The 21,179-nt window shown below is 26.8% G+C and carries 20 protein-coding genes; 10 read left to right on the forward strand and 10 right to left on the reverse strand.

Features of this window, described 5'->3' with window-relative positions; translation table 11 throughout:
- Positions 1-226 precede the first annotated feature (226 nt).
- The 6 genes from AAQM_RS00200 to bluB all read left to right on the forward strand — a co-directional run bounded on the left by AAQM_RS00200 (position 227) and on the right by bluB (position 7,259).
- On the forward strand, positions 227-1,789 hold the full coding sequence (locus AAQM_RS00200) for a DEAD/DEAH box helicase (RefSeq protein WP_129095453.1): 1,563 nt from the start codon (positions 227-229) through the stop codon (positions 1,787-1,789).
- Between the two features lie 124 nt (positions 1,790-1,913).
- A complete protein-coding gene (locus AAQM_RS00205) occupies positions 1,914-3,500 on the forward strand; it encodes an inorganic phosphate transporter (RefSeq protein WP_129095452.1) in 1,587 nt (528 codons plus the stop codon).
- A gap of 83 nt (positions 3,501-3,583) precedes the next feature.
- Positions 3,584-4,489 carry an AEC family transporter gene (locus AAQM_RS00210; RefSeq protein WP_228254533.1) on the forward strand — a complete coding sequence of 302 codons (906 nt, stop codon included), beginning with the start codon at positions 3,584-3,586 and terminating at the stop codon, positions 4,487-4,489.
- A gap of 5 nt (positions 4,490-4,494) precedes the next feature.
- Positions 4,495-6,285: an asparagine synthase (glutamine-hydrolyzing) gene (asnB, locus tag AAQM_RS00215; RefSeq protein ID WP_129095450.1), complete on the forward strand. Its 1,791-nt coding sequence runs from the start codon at positions 4,495-4,497 to the stop codon at positions 6,283-6,285.
- A 51-nt stretch (positions 6,286-6,336) separates the two neighbouring features.
- On the forward strand, positions 6,337-6,639 hold the full coding sequence (locus AAQM_RS00220; protein ID WP_129095449.1) for a hypothetical protein: 303 nt from the start codon (positions 6,337-6,339) through the stop codon (positions 6,637-6,639).
- A complete protein-coding gene (bluB, locus tag AAQM_RS00225; RefSeq protein WP_129095448.1) occupies positions 6,639-7,259 on the forward strand; it encodes a 5,6-dimethylbenzimidazole synthase in 621 nt (206 codons plus the stop codon). The genes AAQM_RS00220 and bluB overlap by 1 nt, the downstream gene beginning before the upstream one ends.
- A 6-nt stretch (positions 7,260-7,265) precedes the next feature.
- On the opposite strand, the gene AAQM_RS00230 is transcribed toward bluB, so the two are convergent.
- The 10 genes from AAQM_RS00230 to rsmA form a co-directional block, all read right to left on the reverse strand.
- Positions 7,266-7,994 (reverse strand): succinate dehydrogenase/fumarate reductase iron-sulfur subunit, encoded by a 729-nt coding sequence (locus AAQM_RS00230; RefSeq protein WP_129095447.1) that lies wholly within the window; start codon positions 7,992-7,994, stop codon positions 7,266-7,268.
- Complete coding sequence (locus tag AAQM_RS00235) at positions 7,991-9,589, reverse strand: FAD-binding protein (RefSeq protein ID WP_129095446.1); 1,599 nt, start codon at positions 9,587-9,589, stop codon at positions 7,991-7,993. The genes AAQM_RS00230 and AAQM_RS00235 overlap by 4 nt, the downstream gene beginning before the upstream one ends.
- A 1-nt stretch (position 9,590) precedes the next feature.
- Positions 9,591-9,974: a type II toxin-antitoxin system Phd/YefM family antitoxin gene (locus AAQM_RS00240; protein WP_171920630.1), complete on the reverse strand. Its 384-nt coding sequence runs from the start codon at positions 9,972-9,974 to the stop codon at positions 9,591-9,593.
- A 345-nt stretch (positions 9,975-10,319) separates the two neighbouring features.
- Positions 10,320-11,726 carry a PhoH family protein gene (locus AAQM_RS00245; RefSeq protein ID WP_129095285.1) on the reverse strand — a complete coding sequence of 469 codons (1,407 nt, stop codon included), beginning with the start codon at positions 11,724-11,726 and terminating at the stop codon, positions 10,320-10,322.
- Positions 11,716-12,243 carry a CopD family protein gene (locus AAQM_RS00250; RefSeq protein WP_129095284.1) on the reverse strand — a complete coding sequence of 176 codons (528 nt, stop codon included), beginning with the start codon at positions 12,241-12,243 and terminating at the stop codon, positions 11,716-11,718. The genes AAQM_RS00245 and AAQM_RS00250 overlap by 11 nt, the downstream gene beginning before the upstream one ends.
- Positions 12,244-12,280: 37 nt before the next feature.
- Positions 12,281-13,465: a replication-associated recombination protein A gene (locus tag AAQM_RS00255; RefSeq protein ID WP_129095283.1), complete on the reverse strand. Its 1,185-nt coding sequence runs from the start codon at positions 13,463-13,465 to the stop codon at positions 12,281-12,283.
- Complete coding sequence (locus AAQM_RS00260) at positions 13,449-14,279, reverse strand: pseudouridine synthase (protein WP_129095282.1); 831 nt, start codon at positions 14,277-14,279, stop codon at positions 13,449-13,451. Before AAQM_RS00260 ends, AAQM_RS00255 begins: the two co-directional genes overlap by 17 nt.
- Positions 14,279-15,241: a KpsF/GutQ family sugar-phosphate isomerase gene (locus AAQM_RS00265; RefSeq protein WP_129095281.1), complete on the reverse strand. Its 963-nt coding sequence runs from the start codon at positions 15,239-15,241 to the stop codon at positions 14,279-14,281. Before AAQM_RS00265 ends, AAQM_RS00260 begins: the two co-directional genes overlap by 1 nt.
- 9 nt (positions 15,242-15,250) lie before the next feature.
- Positions 15,251-17,182 carry a ribonuclease J gene (locus tag AAQM_RS00270; protein ID WP_129095280.1) on the reverse strand — a complete coding sequence of 644 codons (1,932 nt, stop codon included), beginning with the start codon at positions 17,180-17,182 and terminating at the stop codon, positions 15,251-15,253.
- Complete coding sequence (gene rsmA / locus AAQM_RS00275; RefSeq protein ID WP_129095279.1) at positions 17,169-17,963, reverse strand: 16S rRNA (adenine(1518)-N(6)/adenine(1519)-N(6))-dimethyltransferase RsmA; 795 nt, start codon at positions 17,961-17,963, stop codon at positions 17,169-17,171. Before rsmA ends, AAQM_RS00270 begins: the two co-directional genes overlap by 14 nt.
- Positions 17,964-18,036: 73 nt before the next feature.
- Here rsmA and hisF point away from each other — a divergent pair, with 73 nt between their 5' ends.
- Genes hisF through rlmN form a run of 4 tightly spaced genes read left to right on the forward strand, consistent with a single transcriptional unit; the run spans position 18,037 to position 21,112 of the window.
- Entirely contained in the window at positions 18,037-18,798 is a 762-nt protein-coding gene (gene hisF, locus AAQM_RS00280; protein ID WP_129095278.1) for an imidazole glycerol phosphate synthase subunit HisF, read from the forward strand.
- A 1-nt stretch (position 18,799) separates the two neighbouring features.
- Positions 18,800-19,486: an SIMPL domain-containing protein gene (locus AAQM_RS00285; protein ID WP_129095277.1), complete on the forward strand. Its 687-nt coding sequence runs from the start codon at positions 18,800-18,802 to the stop codon at positions 19,484-19,486.
- Positions 19,483-20,019, forward strand: a complete 537-nt coding sequence (locus AAQM_RS00290; RefSeq protein ID WP_129095276.1) for a phosphorylase family protein — start codon at positions 19,483-19,485, stop codon at positions 20,017-20,019. Before AAQM_RS00285 ends, AAQM_RS00290 begins: the two co-directional genes overlap by 4 nt.
- 10 nt (positions 20,020-20,029) lie before the next feature.
- Entirely contained in the window at positions 20,030-21,112 is a 1,083-nt protein-coding gene (rlmN, locus tag AAQM_RS00295; RefSeq protein ID WP_129095275.1) for a dual-specificity RNA methyltransferase RlmN, read from the forward strand.
- The last annotated feature ends 67 nt before the right edge of the window (positions 21,113-21,179 follow it).

Raw genomic sequence — 21,179 nt, forward strand, 5'->3', positions numbered from 1 at the left:
TTGCTCTTTTTCTTAAAGCTTAAATTTATCTAAAAATAGATATACTCCGCGAAATTATACACATTTATATACCCATTTTACTTTGATTTTATATCAAAGATTCATTTTTCAAAACTGACTTACTTGCAAGACTCAAATTGCGTTTTAATTGTACATTTATGGGAGATTTAAATCTAGCTTATATAACCGTGTGTATTTTTAATAAATCATATACTAAGGTAAAAAAATGACATTTAATGAATTCAATTTCAAAGAACAATTACAAAAAGCAATCGATGATGCAGGTTTTAAAGAGCCAAGTCCTATTCAAGAACAAGCTATTCCGTTCATATTAGCAGGTAAAGATATTGTTGGTCAAGCACATACAGGTACAGGTAAAACAGCAGCATTTGGACTTCCTATTTTAAATAAATTAAAAGGAAAATCAGGAGTTGAGGCTGTTGTTATTGTTCCAACAAGAGAACTTGCAATGCAAGTTTCAGATGAAATATATAGATTTGGAAAACTTTTGGGAATTAATACAGCAACAGTTTATGGTGGGCAAGCGTATGCTAGACAAATTAAATTAATTGAAAATGCAAGTGTTATTATTGCAACTCCTGGTAGATTTTTAGATTTATTAAGAGGTGATAAAATTGATATAAAACCTGATTTTGTTATTCTTGATGAAGCTGATGAGATGCTTGATATGGGATTTTTAGATGATATTAAAGAAATTTTTACTTTCTTACCAAAAGAGAGACAAACTCTATTATTCTCTGCAACTATGCCAACAGCTATTAAAAATCTTGCAAAAACTATCTTAAATGAGCCAGAATTTGTAACTTTAACAAAAAGTGATGTGACAAATTCAAAAATTACTCAAACTTTCTATGTTGTTGATGAAAGAGAAAGAGATGATGCTCTTATTAGACTATACGACTATAAAAATCCAAGTAAATCAATTATTTTCTGTAGAACTAAAAAAGAAGTGGATAGATTATCAACATTTATGGTTTCTCAAGGATTTATGGCAAAAGGTCTTCATGGTGATATGGAACAAAGACAAAGAGAAGAGGCTATTAGAGCATTTAAAACTTCAAAATTAGAAATTTTAATTGCAACGGATGTTGCAGCACGTGGACTTGATGTAAATGATGTATCACACGTATTTAATTATCATTTACCGTTTGATTCAGAGTCTTATGTTCATAGAATTGGAAGAACTGGTCGTGCTGGTAAAGAAGGAGTAGCTGTATCTATTGTAACTCCTCATGAATTTAGAATGTTACAAAAAATCGAAAAAAATATAGGAACTAAATTAGAACCTAAAATTGTTCCAAATATTGATTCTGTAAAAGTTAAAAAAATAGCAGAACTAAAACAACAAATTAGTGAGCAAGAGATAAAAGATTATGCTTTAGCATTAGTTGAAGAATTAAAAGAAGAGTTTGATATTTCAACAATTGCATTTAAATTAGCTTCAATGATTTCAGCATCTACTTATGTTCAAGGAAACAATAATATTGGTAAGTCAGAGTCTGATATAAAAAGATTAATAGAAAATTCATCAAGATATGAAGGTGAAGGTTCATCTGGAAGAAATTCAAGAGGTGGAAGATTTGGCTCAAGAGGCGGTTCAAGAAGTGGTGATTCAAGAGGTGGAAGATCAGATAGAAACTCAAGAGGTGGTGATAGAAATAGAGCACCAAGAGGTGATAGACCAGCTTCTGATAGATCTAATAAACCAAGAACAGACAGACCAAGAAGTGATAGACCATCAGGTGACAGAAGTAGAAAGAGAGATTAATCTCTCTTTTTAAATAAATAATTTTATTTCCTCTTTTAACTTAAGCTTTTTTAAAGCTTTGCTAAGAATAATCCGACTATAATATTATCAAATAATAATTACAAAACAATTACAAAGGGTTCCCTTGGATATCAAAACTCTCAACAAAATTGAAAAAGCAAGAGATAAAACATTGCCTGATTTTGCAAAGCTTTCATTAGCTTTATTATTTATAGTAGTAGTATTTTTATGGTCGTACACTTCTCATGGAAACGTTCCTAATAATACATTTTTAATAATTGGTGCGATATTTGGTGCTTATATGGCTATGAATATTGGTGCAAATGATGTTGCAAATAATGTTGGACCTGCAGTTGGTTCTAAAGCTATAACATTAGGTGGTGCTATTTTAGTTGCGGCTATTTTTGAGGCTTTGGGTGCATTTATAGCAGGAGGAGATGTTGTAAATACTATTAAAGGGGGAATAATTGACCCTTCAATGATTACAAATCCTGATATTTTTATTTGGGCAATGACAGCAGCACTTTTATCAGGTGCTTTATGGTTAAATTTTGCAACTTCAATTGGTGCACCAGTTTCAACTACACATTCAATTATTGGTGGTGTAATGGGAGGTGGAGTTGCAGCTGTTGGGTTTGCTTTAGTTAATTGGGACACAATTGGTAAAATTGTAATTTCATGGATAATATCTCCTTTATTAGGGGCATTAGTAGCTGCTGGATTTTTGTATTTTATAAAAAAACAGATTTTATATAAATCTGATTTATTAGATGCATCAAAAAAGATAGTACCACTATTAATAGCAATTATGGCTTGGGCTTTTAGTACGTATTTAATATTAAAAGGATTAAAGGTTTTAATTAAATTAGATTTTATTTCTGCATCTATTATTGGTTTATTTATAGCCATTGGAACATATTTTTTAGTTAAACCTTTAATTATAAAAGCTGCTAATAATTTAGCAAATGATAGAGCATCGGTTAATAAATTATTTAATATTCCTTTAATTTTTTCAGCAGCATTACTTTCTTTTGCTCATGGTGCAAATGATGTTGCAAATGCTATTGGACCACTTGCTGCAATAAATGATGCTATTATGAATTCAGGAGTATCAACAAAAGCACAAATACCATTTTGGGTTATGGCTGTTGGTGCTTTGGGTCTTGTAATCGGTCTTGCTTTATATGGACCTAAACTTATAAAAACTGTAGGTTCTGAAATTACTGAACTTGATCAAATGAGAGCTTATTCTATAGCAATGGCTGCATCTTTAACTGTAATTATTGCAAGTCAGTTGGGACTACCTGTTTCTTCAACTCATATTGCAATTGGTGGAGTTTTTGGAGTTGGATTTTTAAGAGAATATTTGGATTCTAACGAAAAAAATTATATGCAAGATATTAGAAAAAAATTTAAAAAGCATAAAAAAGAGTTAGATTCTATGCAAGAAGAGTTAGAAAAGCTTGAATTAATCAAAGATAAATCAAAAGCTAATTATATGAAAATTGTTGAGTTATATAAAAAGATTGATGATAGAGAAGATATAGTTAAGCAAGATAGAAAAGATGTAAAAGATGCAAAAAGTACAAAATATGTGAAAAGAGATGCAGTTAAAAAGATAGTTGCTGCGTGGATTATTACTGTTCCTGCTACTGCTATTCTAGCTGCTGCTATATTTTTTATGATAAAAGGAATTATGATACAAGCATAGGATTACTCCTATCCTTGTATATAAATTTTAACTTTATTGATGTTACAATCTTGCAAAAATTTTAGGAATTCTAAATCGAAGCAATACTTTCAGTTTTACCAGTCTATTTTTTTATTTTATTAGGATTTACAGCAAAAAAAATCTTTACAAATGAAATAAATGAAAAGACTTTAGTATTATTATCACTATATTTTTTTCAACCTATTTTAATATTTTGGGGATTAACAAAAGCTCCAATAAATTATGAGTTTATAGCATCTCCATTTTTTTATTTAGTTATCGTTCTTTTTTGTTTGATTCTTCTTCTTTTTTTATCAAAGATTTTTTTTAAATCAAGAACAGAAGAATCTATATATTTAGCAACTTCACTTGTAGGTAATACTGGTAATTTAGGTATTCCTCTTGGAATTGCACTTTTTGGAGTTGAATCAGTTCCTTATACAAGTATTATAAATATAGCCAACATTATATTTATTTATATATTTTCTGTTTATTTCTTTGCAAGAGAACAATTTTCTATAAAAGAAGCTATTTTTTCAATTTTAAAAATTCCAGGTATTTGGTTTGCATTACTTGCATTATTTGTTAATTATCATGAAATAACAATAAACAAACATATTTATACAGCATTAGAAATGGGTGCTTATACTTCTATGGTTATTCAACTTTTAATATTTGGTATCTATTTATATAGTGTTAAGATAAAAACTATCCCTTGGCATTTAACTTTACATATAAATTTTGTAAAACATATTTTATTACCTATTATTGGAATAATTATAGTTGTTAATTTTACTCAATTAGACTCTTTTGTAGCTTCAATATTGATTATGGAACTTATGGTCCCACTTGCAGTTAATAATGTTAATATTGCAGCTTTATATAATTGTAAACCATTTGATGTAGCTGCAACAGTTTTAGTCTCTACAGCTTTATTTGTTGGACTGTTGTATTTTTATATTTATATCATCGAATATTTTATTAAGTAGTTTATATGTGTGGAATTATTGGAACAAATTTTTTATCACCTAGATTTGACAAATCTTTAGAACTTTTACATCATAGAGGTCCAGACTTTCAAAATTCAATTAAAATAGAAAATAAACAATTTGGTCATACAAGACTTGCAATAATTGATTTAGATGAAGAAGCAAATCAACCAATGATATTTGATGATATTTTGCTTGTTTTTAATGGTGAGATTTACAATTATAAAGAATTGATTCACGTGGAACATTTAGAGTGTAAAACAAAAAGTGATAGTGAAGTATTAATAAGACTTTATCAAAAGTATGGATTTGATTTTTTAAATAAATTAAATGGTATGTTTTCTTTTTGTATTTATGATATGAAAAAAGATTTATATTTTTGTGCACGAGATAGATATGGTAAAAAACCATTTTTTTACTATTTTAAAGATAACAAATTTATCTTCTCATCAAGTGTTAAATCAATTTTAAATCTACTTGATTATAAACCAAATCTAAATAAAGTTGCTCTTTCTAAATATATGCAATATTTTGTATCTTTTGGCGAAGATTCTTTCTATCAAGATATTTTTAAATTAGAAGCTTCTACATATATGATTTATGAGCCAAATAAAGCTCAGGAGCTTCAAAAGAAGAAATATTACAAGATAAACACCTATAAAGCAATAAAAGATGAAAAACAAGCTTTAAATGATATTGAAGAGCTTTTATTTAAAAGTGTTGAGTATAGATTAAATAGTGATGTTGAAGTTGCTTCACTTTTAAGTGGTGGAATTGATAGTTCATTAATCTCTGCCCTTTATACAAAAATATCAGGAAAGAAAATTAATACTTTTAGTATTGGTTATGATGAATATAAAAATTATTGTGAGTTAGATTATGCACAAATTACAGCAAGTCATATAAACTCAAATCATCATCCAGTAGAAATAAATCAAAAAGAGTATATCAATCATTTTGAGCAAACACTTGATATTCTTGAAGAACCTCATGGAGATAGTGCAGCAATTCCTTTGAATATTTTAACAAAACAAATTCATAAAGCAGGAATAAAAACTGTATTGTCAGGTGAAGGAAGTGATGAGATATTTTTAGGTTATGATAACTATGCAAAGTTTTTAAAATATTATGAGTTTGAAAAAAGTTTATCAAATGAACAAAATCTTTTTTTAAATGATATTATTACAGCTTTACAAAATAATACTAAAGAGAGTGAATATTTAAGAAGAATTGTTAAAAAACAAAATCTTTATAACTCTTTTGGAGAAATTTATACAGATATTCAAAGAAAGAGATTATTCAAAAAAGTTCCAACATATAAAAGTGAAACAGCAAAACGAGATCCAGTTGATTGGATGAGTTATATTGATTTAAAAATATGGCTGGGAGAATCACTTTTATCAAAAGTTGATAGAATATCAATGGGTAACTCTTTAGAGGTTAGAACACCTTTTCTTGACGTTAATTTAGTAAATTATATGTTTAGTGTTGAATCAGCTATAAAAGTTGGTGATACAAATAAATATTTACTAAAAAAAATTGCTTCAAAATATATTCCAGAAACGATAATAAACAGAACAAAAAAAGGTTTTAATTCTCCATTTAATGAGTGGCTTAATAAAGAGTATAAAGATAAAATTCTTGATGTAATTGTTGAAGTAAATAATGCTACAAATTTATTTAATCATGAGTATATTTTACATATTTATGAATTATCTAAATCAAATAAATTCAAACAGCATTTATATTCACTTTTTGTATTCTCTTTATGGTATAAAAAGGAATTTTTATCTTAAGATAAAAGATTGTAAAATCAAAAAAATTTAAACAAATATAAAAGAGAAAATATGACTATATTAATACCAGTAGATTCGAAAGATAGACATCAATCTGTAATATCATCTATAGAAGAAAATAAAGCTTGGGCATTTATAACTTTAGATGAAGGAAAAATCTCAAAAGTTGAGTTTTTTGATAGACGAGAAGATATTACTTGTTGGATTGATGCAGTAGTTGTAATAAATGAGCTTGAATACGTTTGGCCATTTATGGATGAAGGAATTATTGCTTTGATTGCTCCAACTCAAAAAAGTATAGATGAAATTGTTGAAGCTTTTTTATTCAAAGATTTACATGATTTTACTGTTTAATGAAATTTAATAAAAAAGATTTAAAGACACTTACTAAAATTATTGCCTCAAGACGTGATGTTAGAGGTAATAACTTCATAAATAAAGAAATATCAAGTAAAAAGTTAAAAATAATACTTAAATCTGCACTGAATGCACCTTCTGTTGGTTATTCTCAACCTTGGAAGTTTATAATTATTGATAAAAATAAAAAAGATGAAATTTTTAAACATTTTACAGATTCTTTTGAAAAAAGTAAAAAAGATTTTATTGATAAACCTTTATATAATAAATTAAAACTAGAAGGTATAAAAGAATCAAATATAAATATAGCTGTTTATTATAAAAAAAGTAATTCTAAAGTCCTAGGTCAAACTTTTATGAAAAGAACAGGTGAATACTCTGTCGTTTGTGCAATATTAAATATGTGGCTTACAGCAAGAGCTTTAAATATTGGTATGGGTTGGGTATCTATTTTAAAACCAAAAAAAATTGATAAAATACTTGATGTTAATCGTGATAAATACAAATTTATTGCTTATCTTTGTTTGGGTTATACAAAAGAGTTTTACAATGAACCAGAACTTAAAAAACTTAAATGGAATAAAAAAAAGAGCCTAAAAGACTCTTTTCTTAAATAAATTAAATTAAAATCCATTTGGATTAAAACCATCAAATTCATAATCAAAATTCATGTCAAAATTATTCAAATTTGGATTCGAAAAACCTTCTTGAAAAGATATGTTTTGTAATTTTAAAATATCAGCTTTTGGGTCAATACTTTGGGGACAAACTAAGCTACATGTTCCACATAAAGTACAATCCCATATCCCATTTGTTTGAATATTATTTAAGATTTCTTTTTTATCTTTAAGCTTTTTATCATCAACATATCTTAAAGCTCTAGTTAAAGCAAATGGACCTATGAAATCTTTATTTATACTATAAATTGGACATGAACTATAACAAGAATTACATAAAATACAATTACTTTGTAAATCAATTTTTTCTATATCTTCTTGATTAATTTCTTTATTTGAATTTATATCTATATATGATTTCACTTTATCCAATAAAAATGTTTCATGTGAAACATCAATAACTAGGTCTTTTATGATATTTATATTTGATAAAGGTTCAATCAAGTCATTTTGATTAATTTTTGTTCTGCAAGCTAATTTTTCGAGTCCATTTACTTTTACAGCACAAGAACCACAAACGCCACTTTTACAGCCACATCTAAAAGTTAGTGTTGAATCATTGTATTGTTTTATTTGAATTAGTGCTTTTAATAGATTAGTATTACTTACTTCAAATTCATCTATTGAATTTTTTTCTATTAGCTCTTGATTATATCTTTTGATTTTTATTTTCATGAAATTTCCTCAAAACCAATTTTTAATAATTCATCTTCAATCAAAGCATAAGAGTATTTTTCATATTCATTTGAAATATTTTTAAACTCCAATCGATTATGTGAACCTCTACTCTCTTTTCTCTGTTTTGAGCATAAAGCAATTATTTTTGAAATTTCTATTTGATTTAAAAATTCAAGAAAATCTATCAAATTTTTATTATAGATTTTACTTTTATCCAAAATCCCCATATTTGGAAGTTGTGAGTTTAAATTATCGATAAAATTAATAAAATCATCTAAATCATTTTCATTTTTTATTATTCCAACTTTTTCAAATAGTTCATTTGCTAATAAATCTTTTTTTTCATAAAAATTGATTTTATTGGGTAAATTATAGATATTTTCTATTTTATTTTCAAAAGAAGTTATAGACTCTATATTTTTAATACTTTTCATATTTTTAGAGTTATTTGAAGCACTTATTCCAGCTTTTTTTCCAAAAGTGATGATTTCTATTAAAGAGTTTCCTCCAAGTCTATTTGCCCCATGTATTGAGCTTTGAGCAACTTCGCCACAAGCATAAAGATTTTCTATATTTGTTTTAAAATTTTTATCAGTTTTTATTCCACCCATTGAATAATGAGCAGCTGGATTTATAGGTAATAACTCTTTTGTTATATCAATATTTGTGTATTCAAAAGCAATTCTTTTTTCTTGAGGTAGAAGTTTATTTATTTTGTTTTCATCTAAATGTCTTAAGTCAAGATAGACTTTATCTTTATTGATTAGTTTTTCATAAATAGCTTTTGTTACTTCATCTCTTGATTTTAATTCATCAATAAATCTTTTATTTTTGCTATCAACTAAATAAGCACCCTCACCTCTGGCACTTTCACTAATCAAAATATTTGAATTTTCAAGAGCTGTTGGGTGAAATTGAACAAACTCAATATTTGATAATTTTACCCCTGCTCTTAAAGCTGCTGCTGTACCATCTGCGCAATTTGATAAAGAATTTGTAGTATTATTTGAATAAACACCTGCATATCCACCAGTTGCTAAAATAGTAGATTTTGAGTAGATATTTTCAATCTTTCCTGTTTTAATATCTAAAAAAATAGCTCCATAACATTTTTTATTTTCTACTATTAAATCAATTAAAAAATATTCATTTTTAAAATCAATTTTGTTTTTTATACATTGATCAAATAGAGTATGAATTATTTTTAAACCAGTATAATCACTACTATAGCAAGTTCTTTTTTTATTGGTACCTCCAAATTTTCTTTGCTTTATTTTTGAATTTTCATCTTTATTAAAAGGAACACCAATTGATTCAAGCCATAGAACACTATCTTTTGCATTTTCACATAAAGTTTTTATATTATCTTTATTAGAGAGTCTACAAGAAGCTTTATATGTATCTTCAATATGCAAATTTATATCATCATCATTTTCATATAAAACAGCATTTATTCCACCTTGTGCTTGTACAGTTTGAGAATGAGTAGGATAAGTTTTTGATACTACTAAAACATCACAACCATTTTCTTTAGCACTAAGTGCTGCACATAGCCCTGCTCCTCCTGAGCCTATGATTAATAAATCAACCATATTAATCCCAAAACTCTTTCAAAGGTTCTTCTTTTTCTTTTAAGTCATTTTTTAATTGTGTATCAAAATTAAAATCTAATTTTTCAATCTCTTGTAGTGCATTATTAAAATCTTCATCTTTATCAGTTTTAGAAATTTTTATATTTTCTTTGATTTCTAATTCATCTTTTTGATTAGATTTTATTTTATTTTTTAATTCTAAGTAATCTTTCATGATTTTTTCATATTCATTGAAATCTAGAAGAATAATACCTGGTTTTCCATCTCGTAAAATAATGGCTTTCTCAATCTCTTTTTTATTTACTTTATCAAAAATATTTTTACTTTTTCTAACTAATTCTGTAGATGAATACATTTCATCAGATGTATACTGTAATAAACCCATATTTAAAATTCCTTTACGTATTATAATATGTATTATAACACATTTTATAAATTCTAGATATTTATTAATAAAGTAAAATATTTAGAAAAAGCAAATTTTTATATATGTATATAAAAGCTCGTAAAACCTATATTAATTTGATTTTTTTAATAAAAATTTCAATAAAAATATTTATATAATTCATAGATTTTTACATATATAAATTATATATTTTTATTTACTTAGAGAAAGTTTTTTATATATTAGAAATTGAATTTAATATTTATAATTTGTATTTAAAAGTATATTTTAGAATGGTTTTTGATTAGTATTAATTTATCTATAAATTTTAATTTTATAGATAAATTATTTAGAAAAAATTTCTTCAGCCCACTCTGTAATAGGACCTCTTAGAACTTTTTGTAATTTAATTGCAAAACAATTTACGATTTTATTTTCGTTTTTTGTTGATTTTAAAAGAGTAGTTAATGCATTTGTATATTTATTTACATAGAAATTATCTATTTGTTTATTAGAACCTAAAATTACAACTTTACAAGAACTATCAATTCTTGATAAGACCATTTGCATAGTTTTATTTGACATATTTTGAGCCTCATCAATAATAATAAAAGAATTAGAAAGAGTTCTTCCTCTCATCTCTCCTACCCACATAGTTTCTATTCCATAATTACTAATCATTTGTTCAATTCTTGCAGTTACTTCACTGTCATCAAGTTCATTAAATACTGCATCAGGATTTTTCTTATTTCTTTTTCTTTTATGCTCACTTCTAATTATATAGTCTAAACTATCCATCAAAGGATGATTATAGATTTTAAATTTCTCTTCAAGTCCTGGAAGATATCCTACATCTTCACCTTTATCAAGAGATTCTATCGAGTTTCTAATGTATATTATCTTTTGGTAATGTTTTTGTCTTACTAATTTTAAAGCCCCACTAAGAGCTAAAAGAGTTTTTCCTGAACCTGCCCTAGCCTCAACAATTAAAACGTTATATAAGTGATTTATGATAGCTTCACTAAAGAAAAGTTGTTCTTTATTTAGTGGAGTGATTATTTGATCTCTTATCTCTTCTTCATCAAGAATTTTTATTTTTCTATTTTGAATATTTGCTAAAATCACTTGATCTGAATATTTAACATTAAAACAATATGAAAAATTATAAGGTTTATAATCTTTATCAAATTTTATAATGTCTTGATTATCTATATACTCTAAATCTTCGAAATTTACTTCTATTTCTTTTATAAATTCGAAATCAAAAACATCTTTATCTTTACCAACTAAAGCATCAGTTTTTATATCAAGTGATATAGCTCTCGTTCTGGCCATTATATCAAGTGATAAAAATTCAACTTGATTTTTATAGTATGAATTTGCAAATTTTGCAATTTCTAGGATTTTTCTGTCATTTATTATATTAGGAGAAATATTTTTTATATTTACATCATACTCTTCTTTTGAGATGATATCTATGATAGTATTTTTTTCATTTTCAATTTTAAGTCTTATGATTTTATATAAATCTTTTTTTATAGATTCTAAAATAGTTGCATTTTCAAGAATTCTTGCAAACTCTCTTGCTTGAAAATTTATTTCATCAAAACCACTTTTTTTAGTATCTATTTCATCTAAAACTGTTTCTGCTAGTATTATTAGATTCTTACCATCTTGTGAAAGTTTATAGATATTTGTGGCATCTTCTAATAAGATATTTGTATCTAAAACATAGTATTTTTCAAAGTTCATTTTTTACCTTTTTAGGTTTCATAATTACATAAGAGATGTATGCAAATAATATTACAATAATAGCAGTAAATGTTATTGAAAAAGTTTTAGTAATAACATATCCTACTATTAAAATTGCAAGCATTGTTGGCATTTCATTATACATTCTAAAAAATTTACCACTTTTTTTACAATTATCATTGGCTAATTGTTTTCTATATTTTTCTAGTGAAAAAGAGTAATGTAATAAGAATAATAAAGTTATTAGTTTTGCATACATCCAAGAAGAAGTATCAAAATCTAACAAAATTGGATTTAATGAAAGCATTGTAATTCCACTTAAAATAGTAGCAATTTTTGCTGGTAATCCAATATATTTATATATTTTATACTCTTGAATTTTTACAATTTCAACAAACTCTTTTTTTTCAATATTTTCAACATGATATACAAATAATCTAGGAAGATAAAATAACATTGCCATCCATGACATAAAAGCTACCACATGAAAAGTTAAAATCCAACTGTAATATTCCATTTACTAATCCTCTTTTTTATTTTTTATTTTTTATTTTTTATTTTTTATTTTTTATTTTTTTTAGCCATTCATCTAAAGTTTTTTCAAATCCAATATTTGAATTTTCATAAAGTTCTAGATTTTCTTTTAAATATTCCTGTTCCACATATCCACCAAAATTATGGGGGTATAAATAGCCAATATGCTGTGAATCAAGATGTTTTGGTATATCTAGTATCTTTCCTTCTTTTATCTCTTCTAGGGCTTTATTTATAGCTTTATATGCACTATTTGATTTTGGACTTGAGGCTAAATAAACTGCACATTGAGAAAGAATAATTCTTGATTCTGGATATCCTATTTTATTACAAGCAATCATTGTATTAACTGCAAGATTTAAAGCGTTTGGATTTGCATTTCCAATATCTTCACTTGCAAATATAACTAATCTTCTTGTTATAAAATCAACACTTTCTCCCCCATTTATTAATCTTGCCATATAATACAAAGCTGCATTTATATCAGAACCCCTTAATGACTTTATCATAGCACTTGCTAAATCATAATGTGTGTCAGAAGATGATACTCCATCACCAATTATATTTTCTCTTAACTCTTTTAATAAAGCTAAATTTATATCTTTAGATACTTTATATGCAAAGTTTAATAAAGTTAACATAGCCCTAGCATCTCCAGAACTTGATATAATTAAGTATTCTAAGGCATCTTTTTGAATATTTATCTCTATATCTTTTAAAGCGATATTAAGAATTTTATTCATTTCTTCTTTTGTAAAAGCTTTAAATTCATATAAAAAAGACCTAGAACGTATAGCAGAAGTTAGAGTAAAAAATGGATTTTCAGTACTTGCTCCAATTATTATAGCATCATAGTTTTCCATAATTGGAAGCAAAACTTCTTGTTGATTTTTTGAAAGTCTATGAACTTCATCTATAAATATTAAAGGTTTGATTAAAGAACCTTTGTATTTATCAAAAACTTTTCTTAAATCTTCAATTTTGATACTTGTAGCATTAAAATAGTAATAATTTGTATTTATTTCCCGAGCAATTATTTTAGCTAGTGTTGTTTTTCCAGTCCCTGGTTTTCCATAAAAAAACAGATGAGGAATATCTTTTTGTTTGATTAGTTTGTAAAGTGCTTTATCTTTTGCAATTATATGAGATTGACCAACAAAAGTTTCTAAACTTGTTGGTCTTAGTTTGTTAGATAGATCTATCATCTTCGTTCATAAAGATTCTAAGGTTTTTATACTCTTCTTTTGTTAAAAATCTTGTTTTTCCAGTTGGTAGGTTATTTAATGAAACTCCTCCATACTCAAGTCTTTTTAAATCAAGTACATCAAGATTAAAATGTGCAAAGAATCTTCTTAATTCTCTATTCTTCCCTTCAGATATTACAACTTTTATTTTTGAAAATTTTTCACCATTACTTTGAATATCATAAGCTAAAAATGGTGCGAAACTCATTGATTTAATTTTTGTAGTTTTATATGCACCTGATCTTGCATCCTCTACTTCTAAACCATGTTGCATAGCTTCTTCCACAGATTTTGTGATTAGACCATTTACTTTTATTTTATAAACTCTTTCTAAATTAGAATGCATTAATGCATTTACAACATCAACACTATCAGATAAAAGTAACAATCCTTCAGATGAATAGTCAAGTCTTCCTACACTTAAAAAGTGTTTATATTTTTTTTCAAGTGAATCATAGATAGTACGTCTGCCTTGAGGATCTTTTTTAGAAACTATTTCACCTTTTGGTTTATTATATACTATAACGGTATACATTTTATTTTTATCTTCTTTGATATTTTTTTTACCAATTTGTACTTCATCTTTAGAAGAGACTTTAGTAGCTAAATTTGTAATAACTTTACCATTTACTTTTACTCTACCCTCTTCTATTAGTTTATCAGCTTCTCTTCTTGAGTAGTTACTATTATGAGATAAAAATTTATTAAGTCTAGTTAATTCTTCAACTATCTCTTCTTTTTTATTTTTATAATTTTGGTTTTTGTTTTCTTTCATTATTTTATTCCAGCTTCAATTAGATCATGAATATGTAACACACCAATTAATTTGTCATTTTCATCAGTAACAATCAAAAGTTGAATTTTGTAATTTTCAATAATTTGTAGTGCATCACTTGCCAATATTTCTTTATTTTTAAGAGTTTTAGGATTTTTTGTTGCTATCTCTTCTACTTTACAATCCATAGAGAAGTTATCTTTCATCAAAGCTCTTCTTAAATCTCCATCACTTAATAGTGCAATTACTTTTTTATTTTCATTTTCAATAATTACACTACCTAATCTTCCTTCACTCATTACTAAAATGGCATCTTTTAATTTAGTTTCACGTGAAACTATTGGCAGATTATCTTTTTTTAATAAATCATCAACTTTTATAAAAAGTTTTTTCCCTAAACTTCCACCTGGATGAAATGAAGCAAAATCTTCTTTTTTGAAATCTCTTTTTTTCATTAAACAAACAGCTAGAGCATCACCCATTGCCATTGTCAATGTTGTAGATGAAGTAGGAGCTGTATCTAGTGGACAAGCCTCTTTATCTACGTTTATGTTGATAAACACATCTGAATATTTTGCTAATGTTGAAGTTTCACTTTTTGCCATAGCAATCAAAGGAATATTAAATCTTTTTAAATGGGGTAAAATTTGAACTAATTCTTCACTCTCTCCACTATATGAGATACCAAGAACTATATCCTCTTTTCCTATCATTCCTAAATCGCCATGCATAGCTTCTGTTGGATGTAGGAAAAAAGAGCTTGTTCCTGTACTTGCAAGAGTTGCAGCTATTTTTGTTCCAACAAGTCCAGATTTTCCAACACCTGTTACAATTAATTTACCTCTAGAGTTGATAATCAGCTCTATAGCTTTTTCAATGTCAAATGATATTTTATTAGCTGCTTTTTCTAATTCGTAAGCTTCTGTTAATAAAACTTCTTTAACAATTTGTTTGAAATCCATTATTATTCCTTATTGAACAAAAATCGTTGGAACTATCATCGGGTATTTTTTATATTTTCTTGTACAATGTTTTCTTACAACTTTTCTTAATTCATCTTCTAAAATTCTATTGTTTTTAAGAATTCCAGGTTTTATGTTTTCTAAGAAAATTGCTAATAAATCTTCAATTTCTTTTGAGAAGTATTTATCTTGTTTATCAGAAACCAATCCAAAAGATGTAACTTTAGGTTTTTGTGCTAATGTTCTATCACTTTCATTGATTTGAGCAACAATCATAACTATTCCTTCTTTAGCCATTGTTTGTCTATCAATGATTATATCATCTGCAATTTTATGATTTAGTTGGTTATCAATATAAACTTTTCCAGTTTTTACTGTTTTTACTTTTTTAAGATATTTTGGACTAATCTCAACTTGTTCACCATCACTCATAATATAAACATTTCTTTCTAATACTCCGCAATCAATACCTGTTTGTCCATGTTTTAAAGCATGATTGTATTCACCATGAACAGGCAAGAAAAATTTAGGTTTAACTAGTCTTAACATAAGTTTTTGTTCTTCTTGAGCAGCATGTCCTGAAACGTGAATATCTGGATAATCTTGATAAGCAACCTTAGCACCAGCTTTTAAAAGATGGTTAATAATTTCTGAAACGCTAGCTTCATTTCCAGGAATAGCTTTTGCAGAAAGAATTATTTGGTCTTCAGGTTTTATTTTAATATGTCTATGTTCATGTATAGCCATTCTATATAAAGCTGACATTGATTCACCTTGAGAACCAGTTGTAACTATTAAAACTTCTTTATCATTATATTTATTTACTTCGTGTGCTTCTATAAATTGATCTTTAGGAAATTTGATATATCCAAGACTCATTGCAATATCAAGATTTTTTTCCATCGATCTACCAATAACACAGATTTTTCTACCATAGAAAAGTGCTTTTTCAATTGCTTGTGCAACTCTGTGAATATTAGAAGAAAAAGTTGACATAATAACTCTTCCTTTTGCATTTTGGAATATTCTATCAAAAGTTGGCCCTACAGTTTTTTCAGTTCTTGTAAAACCAGGAGCATGAGAATTTGTAGAATCTGATGTTAAAACTAAAACACCCTCTTCTCCATAATGAGCAAGTCTATGTAAATCTGTTGGGAATCCATCAATTGGTGTGTGGTCAATTTTAAAATCACCTGTATGAATCCAAGTTCCAGCTTCTGTTTTAACAGCAATACAAGATGAATCAATAATTGAGTGAGTAACATGCATCCATTCAACTTCAAATCCACCTATTTTTATAGGAGTTCTTTTTTGAATAGCTCTAAAATAAGCTCTATGTTCTCTCATTTTATGTTCATCAAATTTAGAACCAATCATTTCAAGTGGTAATGATGTTCCGTAAACTGGGAATTGCATCTCTTTAAATAAGTATGGCATAGCACCAATGTGATCCTCATGTCCATGTGTAATAATAATACCAATAATCTTATCTTTTATCTCTCTTATATAGCTAAAATCAGGAATTAAAATATCAACACCATGCATTTCTCCATCTGGAAAACTCATACCAACATCAATGATTAAAGCTTCAGTTTCAGTTTCAACAACCATCATGTTTCCACCAATCTCATTTAATCCACCAAGTGGAGTAATTCTAAGTTTAGCAGTAGTATTAAGGTTTAGTTTATAATGAGGATTTAGTCTATCTCTATGTATTTTTTCATTTATCAAATAAGCTTTTTTTAAATCACTTATCCAACCTTCACCTTTTGCTTGATTTAATGAGGGATCTTTTGGAATTTTAGGTTTAGGTTTTCTTTTTTTGAAAGGAGGTTTTTTTGTTTCTCCTACTTCTGTATTCTGATTTTCATCATTTTGATTAGTAACTTGAGTTATCTCTGAGTTAACAACAATTTTTTCTTCGTTTTTAATTTCTTCCATCTTTTACCTTTGTATACATTTGGCTATACAAAGACGAACTTACTTCATGAGGTCTAATATTATCATTAATATTTAATTCTTCATAAATTTTAGATATTAGATTTTTATCTATTACTGATGTTAAATTTTTTGAAAGTTTTTTTCTCGGTTGCACAAAGCAAGCCTTTAAAAACTTATTAAAATCTTTATCAAGATATTTATCTATATCTTTTTTTATATAAAGAATTGAAGAGATTATTTTTGGAGGTGGATCAAAAGACTCAGGTGGAACATCAAAAAGTATCTTTGAATCAATACTTATTAATTCAGTGATTATCCCTAAAGATGAATATTCCTTATCATTGACTTTCGCAGTAAATTTTTCTGCTACCTCTTTTTGAACCATTACAATAATGTGTTCACAATTTTTATCTTCAAATGCTCTTAATATAATATTTGTTGCAATATAGTATGGCAGATTTGCAATTAAGTCATATCTTCCATCATGAAGGCTTTTTTGCTTATCCCAAGCCTCTAAAACATCTGTGTGGATCAGTTTTAGTTTACCCTCTTCTATTTGTATTGCAAATTTAGACTCTAAAATACCGATTAAATCAGTATCTACTTCATAAGCAGTTAAATCTTTGTACTTGACTAAATTTTTGGTCAAATCACCTAATCCAGGCCCAATTTCAACAATATAATTATTGTTGTTGGGCATCGATTGGATGATTTTGTCCAAAATAGTCGTATCTTTTAAAAAGTTTTGTCCGTATTGTTTTTTTGCTTTTACTTTTTCCATAATTGGGAAGAGTATATCTGCTTTTAACTTACAATTAGATAAGATAATATTTAGTTATTATGAAGGATTTTATTTGAGTAGTTTTGCAAAAAGAATAATACCGTGTTTAGACGTTGATAATGGAAGAGTGGTAAAAGGTGTAAATTTTGTAGGTTTAAGAGATGCAGGAGATCCTGTTGAAGTTGCTAAAAGATATAACGCAGAAGGTGCAGATGAACTTACATTTTTAGATATTACTGCAAGTCATGAAAATAGAGGAACGATTGTTGATATAGTAAAACAAGTTGCAAAAGAAGTTTTTATTCCTCTAACAGTTGGTGGAGGAATTAGAAAACTAGAGGATATATATTCGCTTTTAAATGTAGGTTGTGACAAAGTTTCAATTAACTCTTCAGCTGTTTCAAATCCAGATTTAATAAATGAAAGTGCAAAAAGATTTGGAAGTCAATGTATAGTTGTAGCAATTGATGTAAAAAGAGTTGCAGATGGTTCATACCATGTTTTTGTAAAAGGTGGACGTGAAGATACAGGGCTTGACGCACTTGCTTGGGCAAAAGAGGTTTATGATAGAGGTGCTGGTGAAATACTTCTTACTTCTATGGATACAGATGGTGCAAAAACAGGATTTGAACTAAATATTACTGAACAAGTTTCAAAATTAGTGGATATTCCTGTTATTGCAAGTGGTGGAGCTGGAATTATGGAACATATAAAAGAAGCATTTGAACATGGTGCTAGTGCTGCACTTGCTGCTTCAATCTTTCATTTTAAAGAAATAGATATTATGGATTTAAAAAGATATTTAAGAGCAAATAATATACCAGTGAGGATATAAAATGAAGAGAAAAATATTTTTAGCATTGATTTTACCAGTTTTAGGTTTTTCTTATGAATTAAATTTTAATAAAAGTTTTGCAAAAGTAGTTAACCCAGATTTGTTGAGCACAAATGTAAATATAAATGTTGAAAAAAAAGATGAAACTAAAGTAAACGTTGAAATAGATAAGTTTAATGATTTTATAAAAAATAATAAAGATGTTAATATCAAAAATGGAAGTTATACTTTAAGTCCAAAATACAAATATTATGATAATAAACAAGAATTTATTGGCTATGTAGGAAGTTTAAGATATACAGCAGAATCAAAAGATGCAAAAGAACTAAACAAATTTATGAATGAATTGATTTTGATTAAAGATAAAATAAAAACAGATGATGTAAAACTTAATATATCAAATGTTTCTTGGCAAATAAGCGATGATTTACAAAATAAAAGTTTTGATGACTTAAGATTTGAAGCAATTAGTTGGATTGAAAATTATGCAAAAACATTATCTTCGAAATTAACTAAGGAATGTGAAGTAAAACAGATAAATATAAATGAGTTTAATAATGGGAATATTGTATATGCAAGAAGTGAAATGGCATTATCAAGTATGTCAAAATCTGTTTCAGATGTTGCACCTATTAGCAGTGAACAAAATATTACGATAAATCCTAATTTTGTATTGGATTGTAAATGATAGTGTGTGCGGGAAGAAATGAAACTTTTCCTTTTGCACATCCCGTAGGTGTTGGTTTAATAGAAACATCAATAAATCTAACAAGAATGTGTCTATTTGATAAACCAGAATATCTACTTTTTATTGGAAGTGCAGGAAGTTATGGTGAACATAAAATTTTTGATATAGTTGAATCAAAAAGAGCTTCAAATATTGAACTTGCATTTTTAACGCAAAGTGCATATACACCTTTAGATAATGTTTTAGAATCTGAAAATAAATTTGCAAGAAATGACACGATTGTAAACTCATCTAATTATATATCAACAAATGAAAAATTATGTAAAGAATTTTTGGAATATGGTGTTGGAATTGAAAATATGGAGTTTTTTTCAGTTTTAAGTGTTGCAAAAGAGTTTGAAATTCCAGTTGCTGGAATTTTTGTAGTAACAAATTATACAAATGAAAATGCCCATGATGATTTTATAAAAAATCATAAAGAGGCAATGGAAAAATTAACAAATTATTTAATAGAAAAAAATATAATAAAATAGAAAGAATAAAATGGCAAAAGAAGGATTACCATCTATATATGATTACACATTAGATGAATTAAAAGAAAAATTAAAACCATCATTTAGAGCGAAGCAGGTTTATAATTGGCTTTATAAAAAATATGCTAGTTCTTATGATGATATGAAAAATATACCAAATGAGTTAAAAGAAGATTTAAAAGCAAACTATCCAATAGATATTATGCAAATTGTAAAAAAAGAGCAAAGTATTGATGGAAGTATAAAATATCTTTTTAAATTAAGAGATAACCATACAGTTGAAGCTGTATTACTTTTAATGAAAAATAAAAAGATAGATGAAGATGGACAAATTGTAAGAAGTGAAAAATATACTGTTTGTATCTCTTCTCAAGTTGGTTGTAAAGTTGGATGTAGTTTTTGTTTAACTGCAAAAGGTGGATTTGTCAGAAACCTTACCGTTGGTGAATATATCGCTCAAATTGTAAATATAAAAAGAGATAATCAAATAGCTGAAAATAAAGCTTTAAATATCGTTTATATGGGAATGGGTGAACCTCTTGATAACTTTGACAATTTCACTAAAGCAGTAGAAATCTTTTCGGAACTTGATGGTTTAGCAATTTCACGAAGAAGACAAACAGTTTCAACTTCAGGAATTGCAAGTAAAATCAAAAAACTTGGAGAGAAAGATTTACAAATTCAATTGGCAATTTCACTTCATGCAGTTGATGATGAATTAAGAAGCGAATTAATACCTATGAATAAAGCTTATAATATTGCTTCAATTATCGAAGCTGTTAAAGCATTTCCAGTAGATACAAGAAAAAAAGTTATGTTTGAATATTTGGTTATTAAAGATAAAAATGATTCTCTTGATGCTGCAAAAAAACTTGTAAAACTTCTAAATGGTATTCAAGCAAAAGTAAATTTAATCTATTTTAATCCATATCCAGGAACAACATATCAAAGACCAAGTGTTGAAGATATGATGAAATTTAAAGATTATCTAAATGAAAAGAGCGTAATTTGTACTATTAGAGAATCAAAAGGTTTAGATATAAGTGCTGCTTGTGGACAATTAAAAGAAAAGGAAGCAAATGGGAATTCTTGAGATATCTTTATTAATATTTATAGTTGTTGTAGTTATCGTTTCAGGTGTAGGATTTTATATTTATAAT

The organism is Arcobacter aquimarinus (assembly GCF_013177635.1).
In the GTDB taxonomy this organism is placed as follows: domain Bacteria; phylum Campylobacterota; class Campylobacteria; order Campylobacterales; family Arcobacteraceae; genus Aliarcobacter; species Aliarcobacter aquimarinus.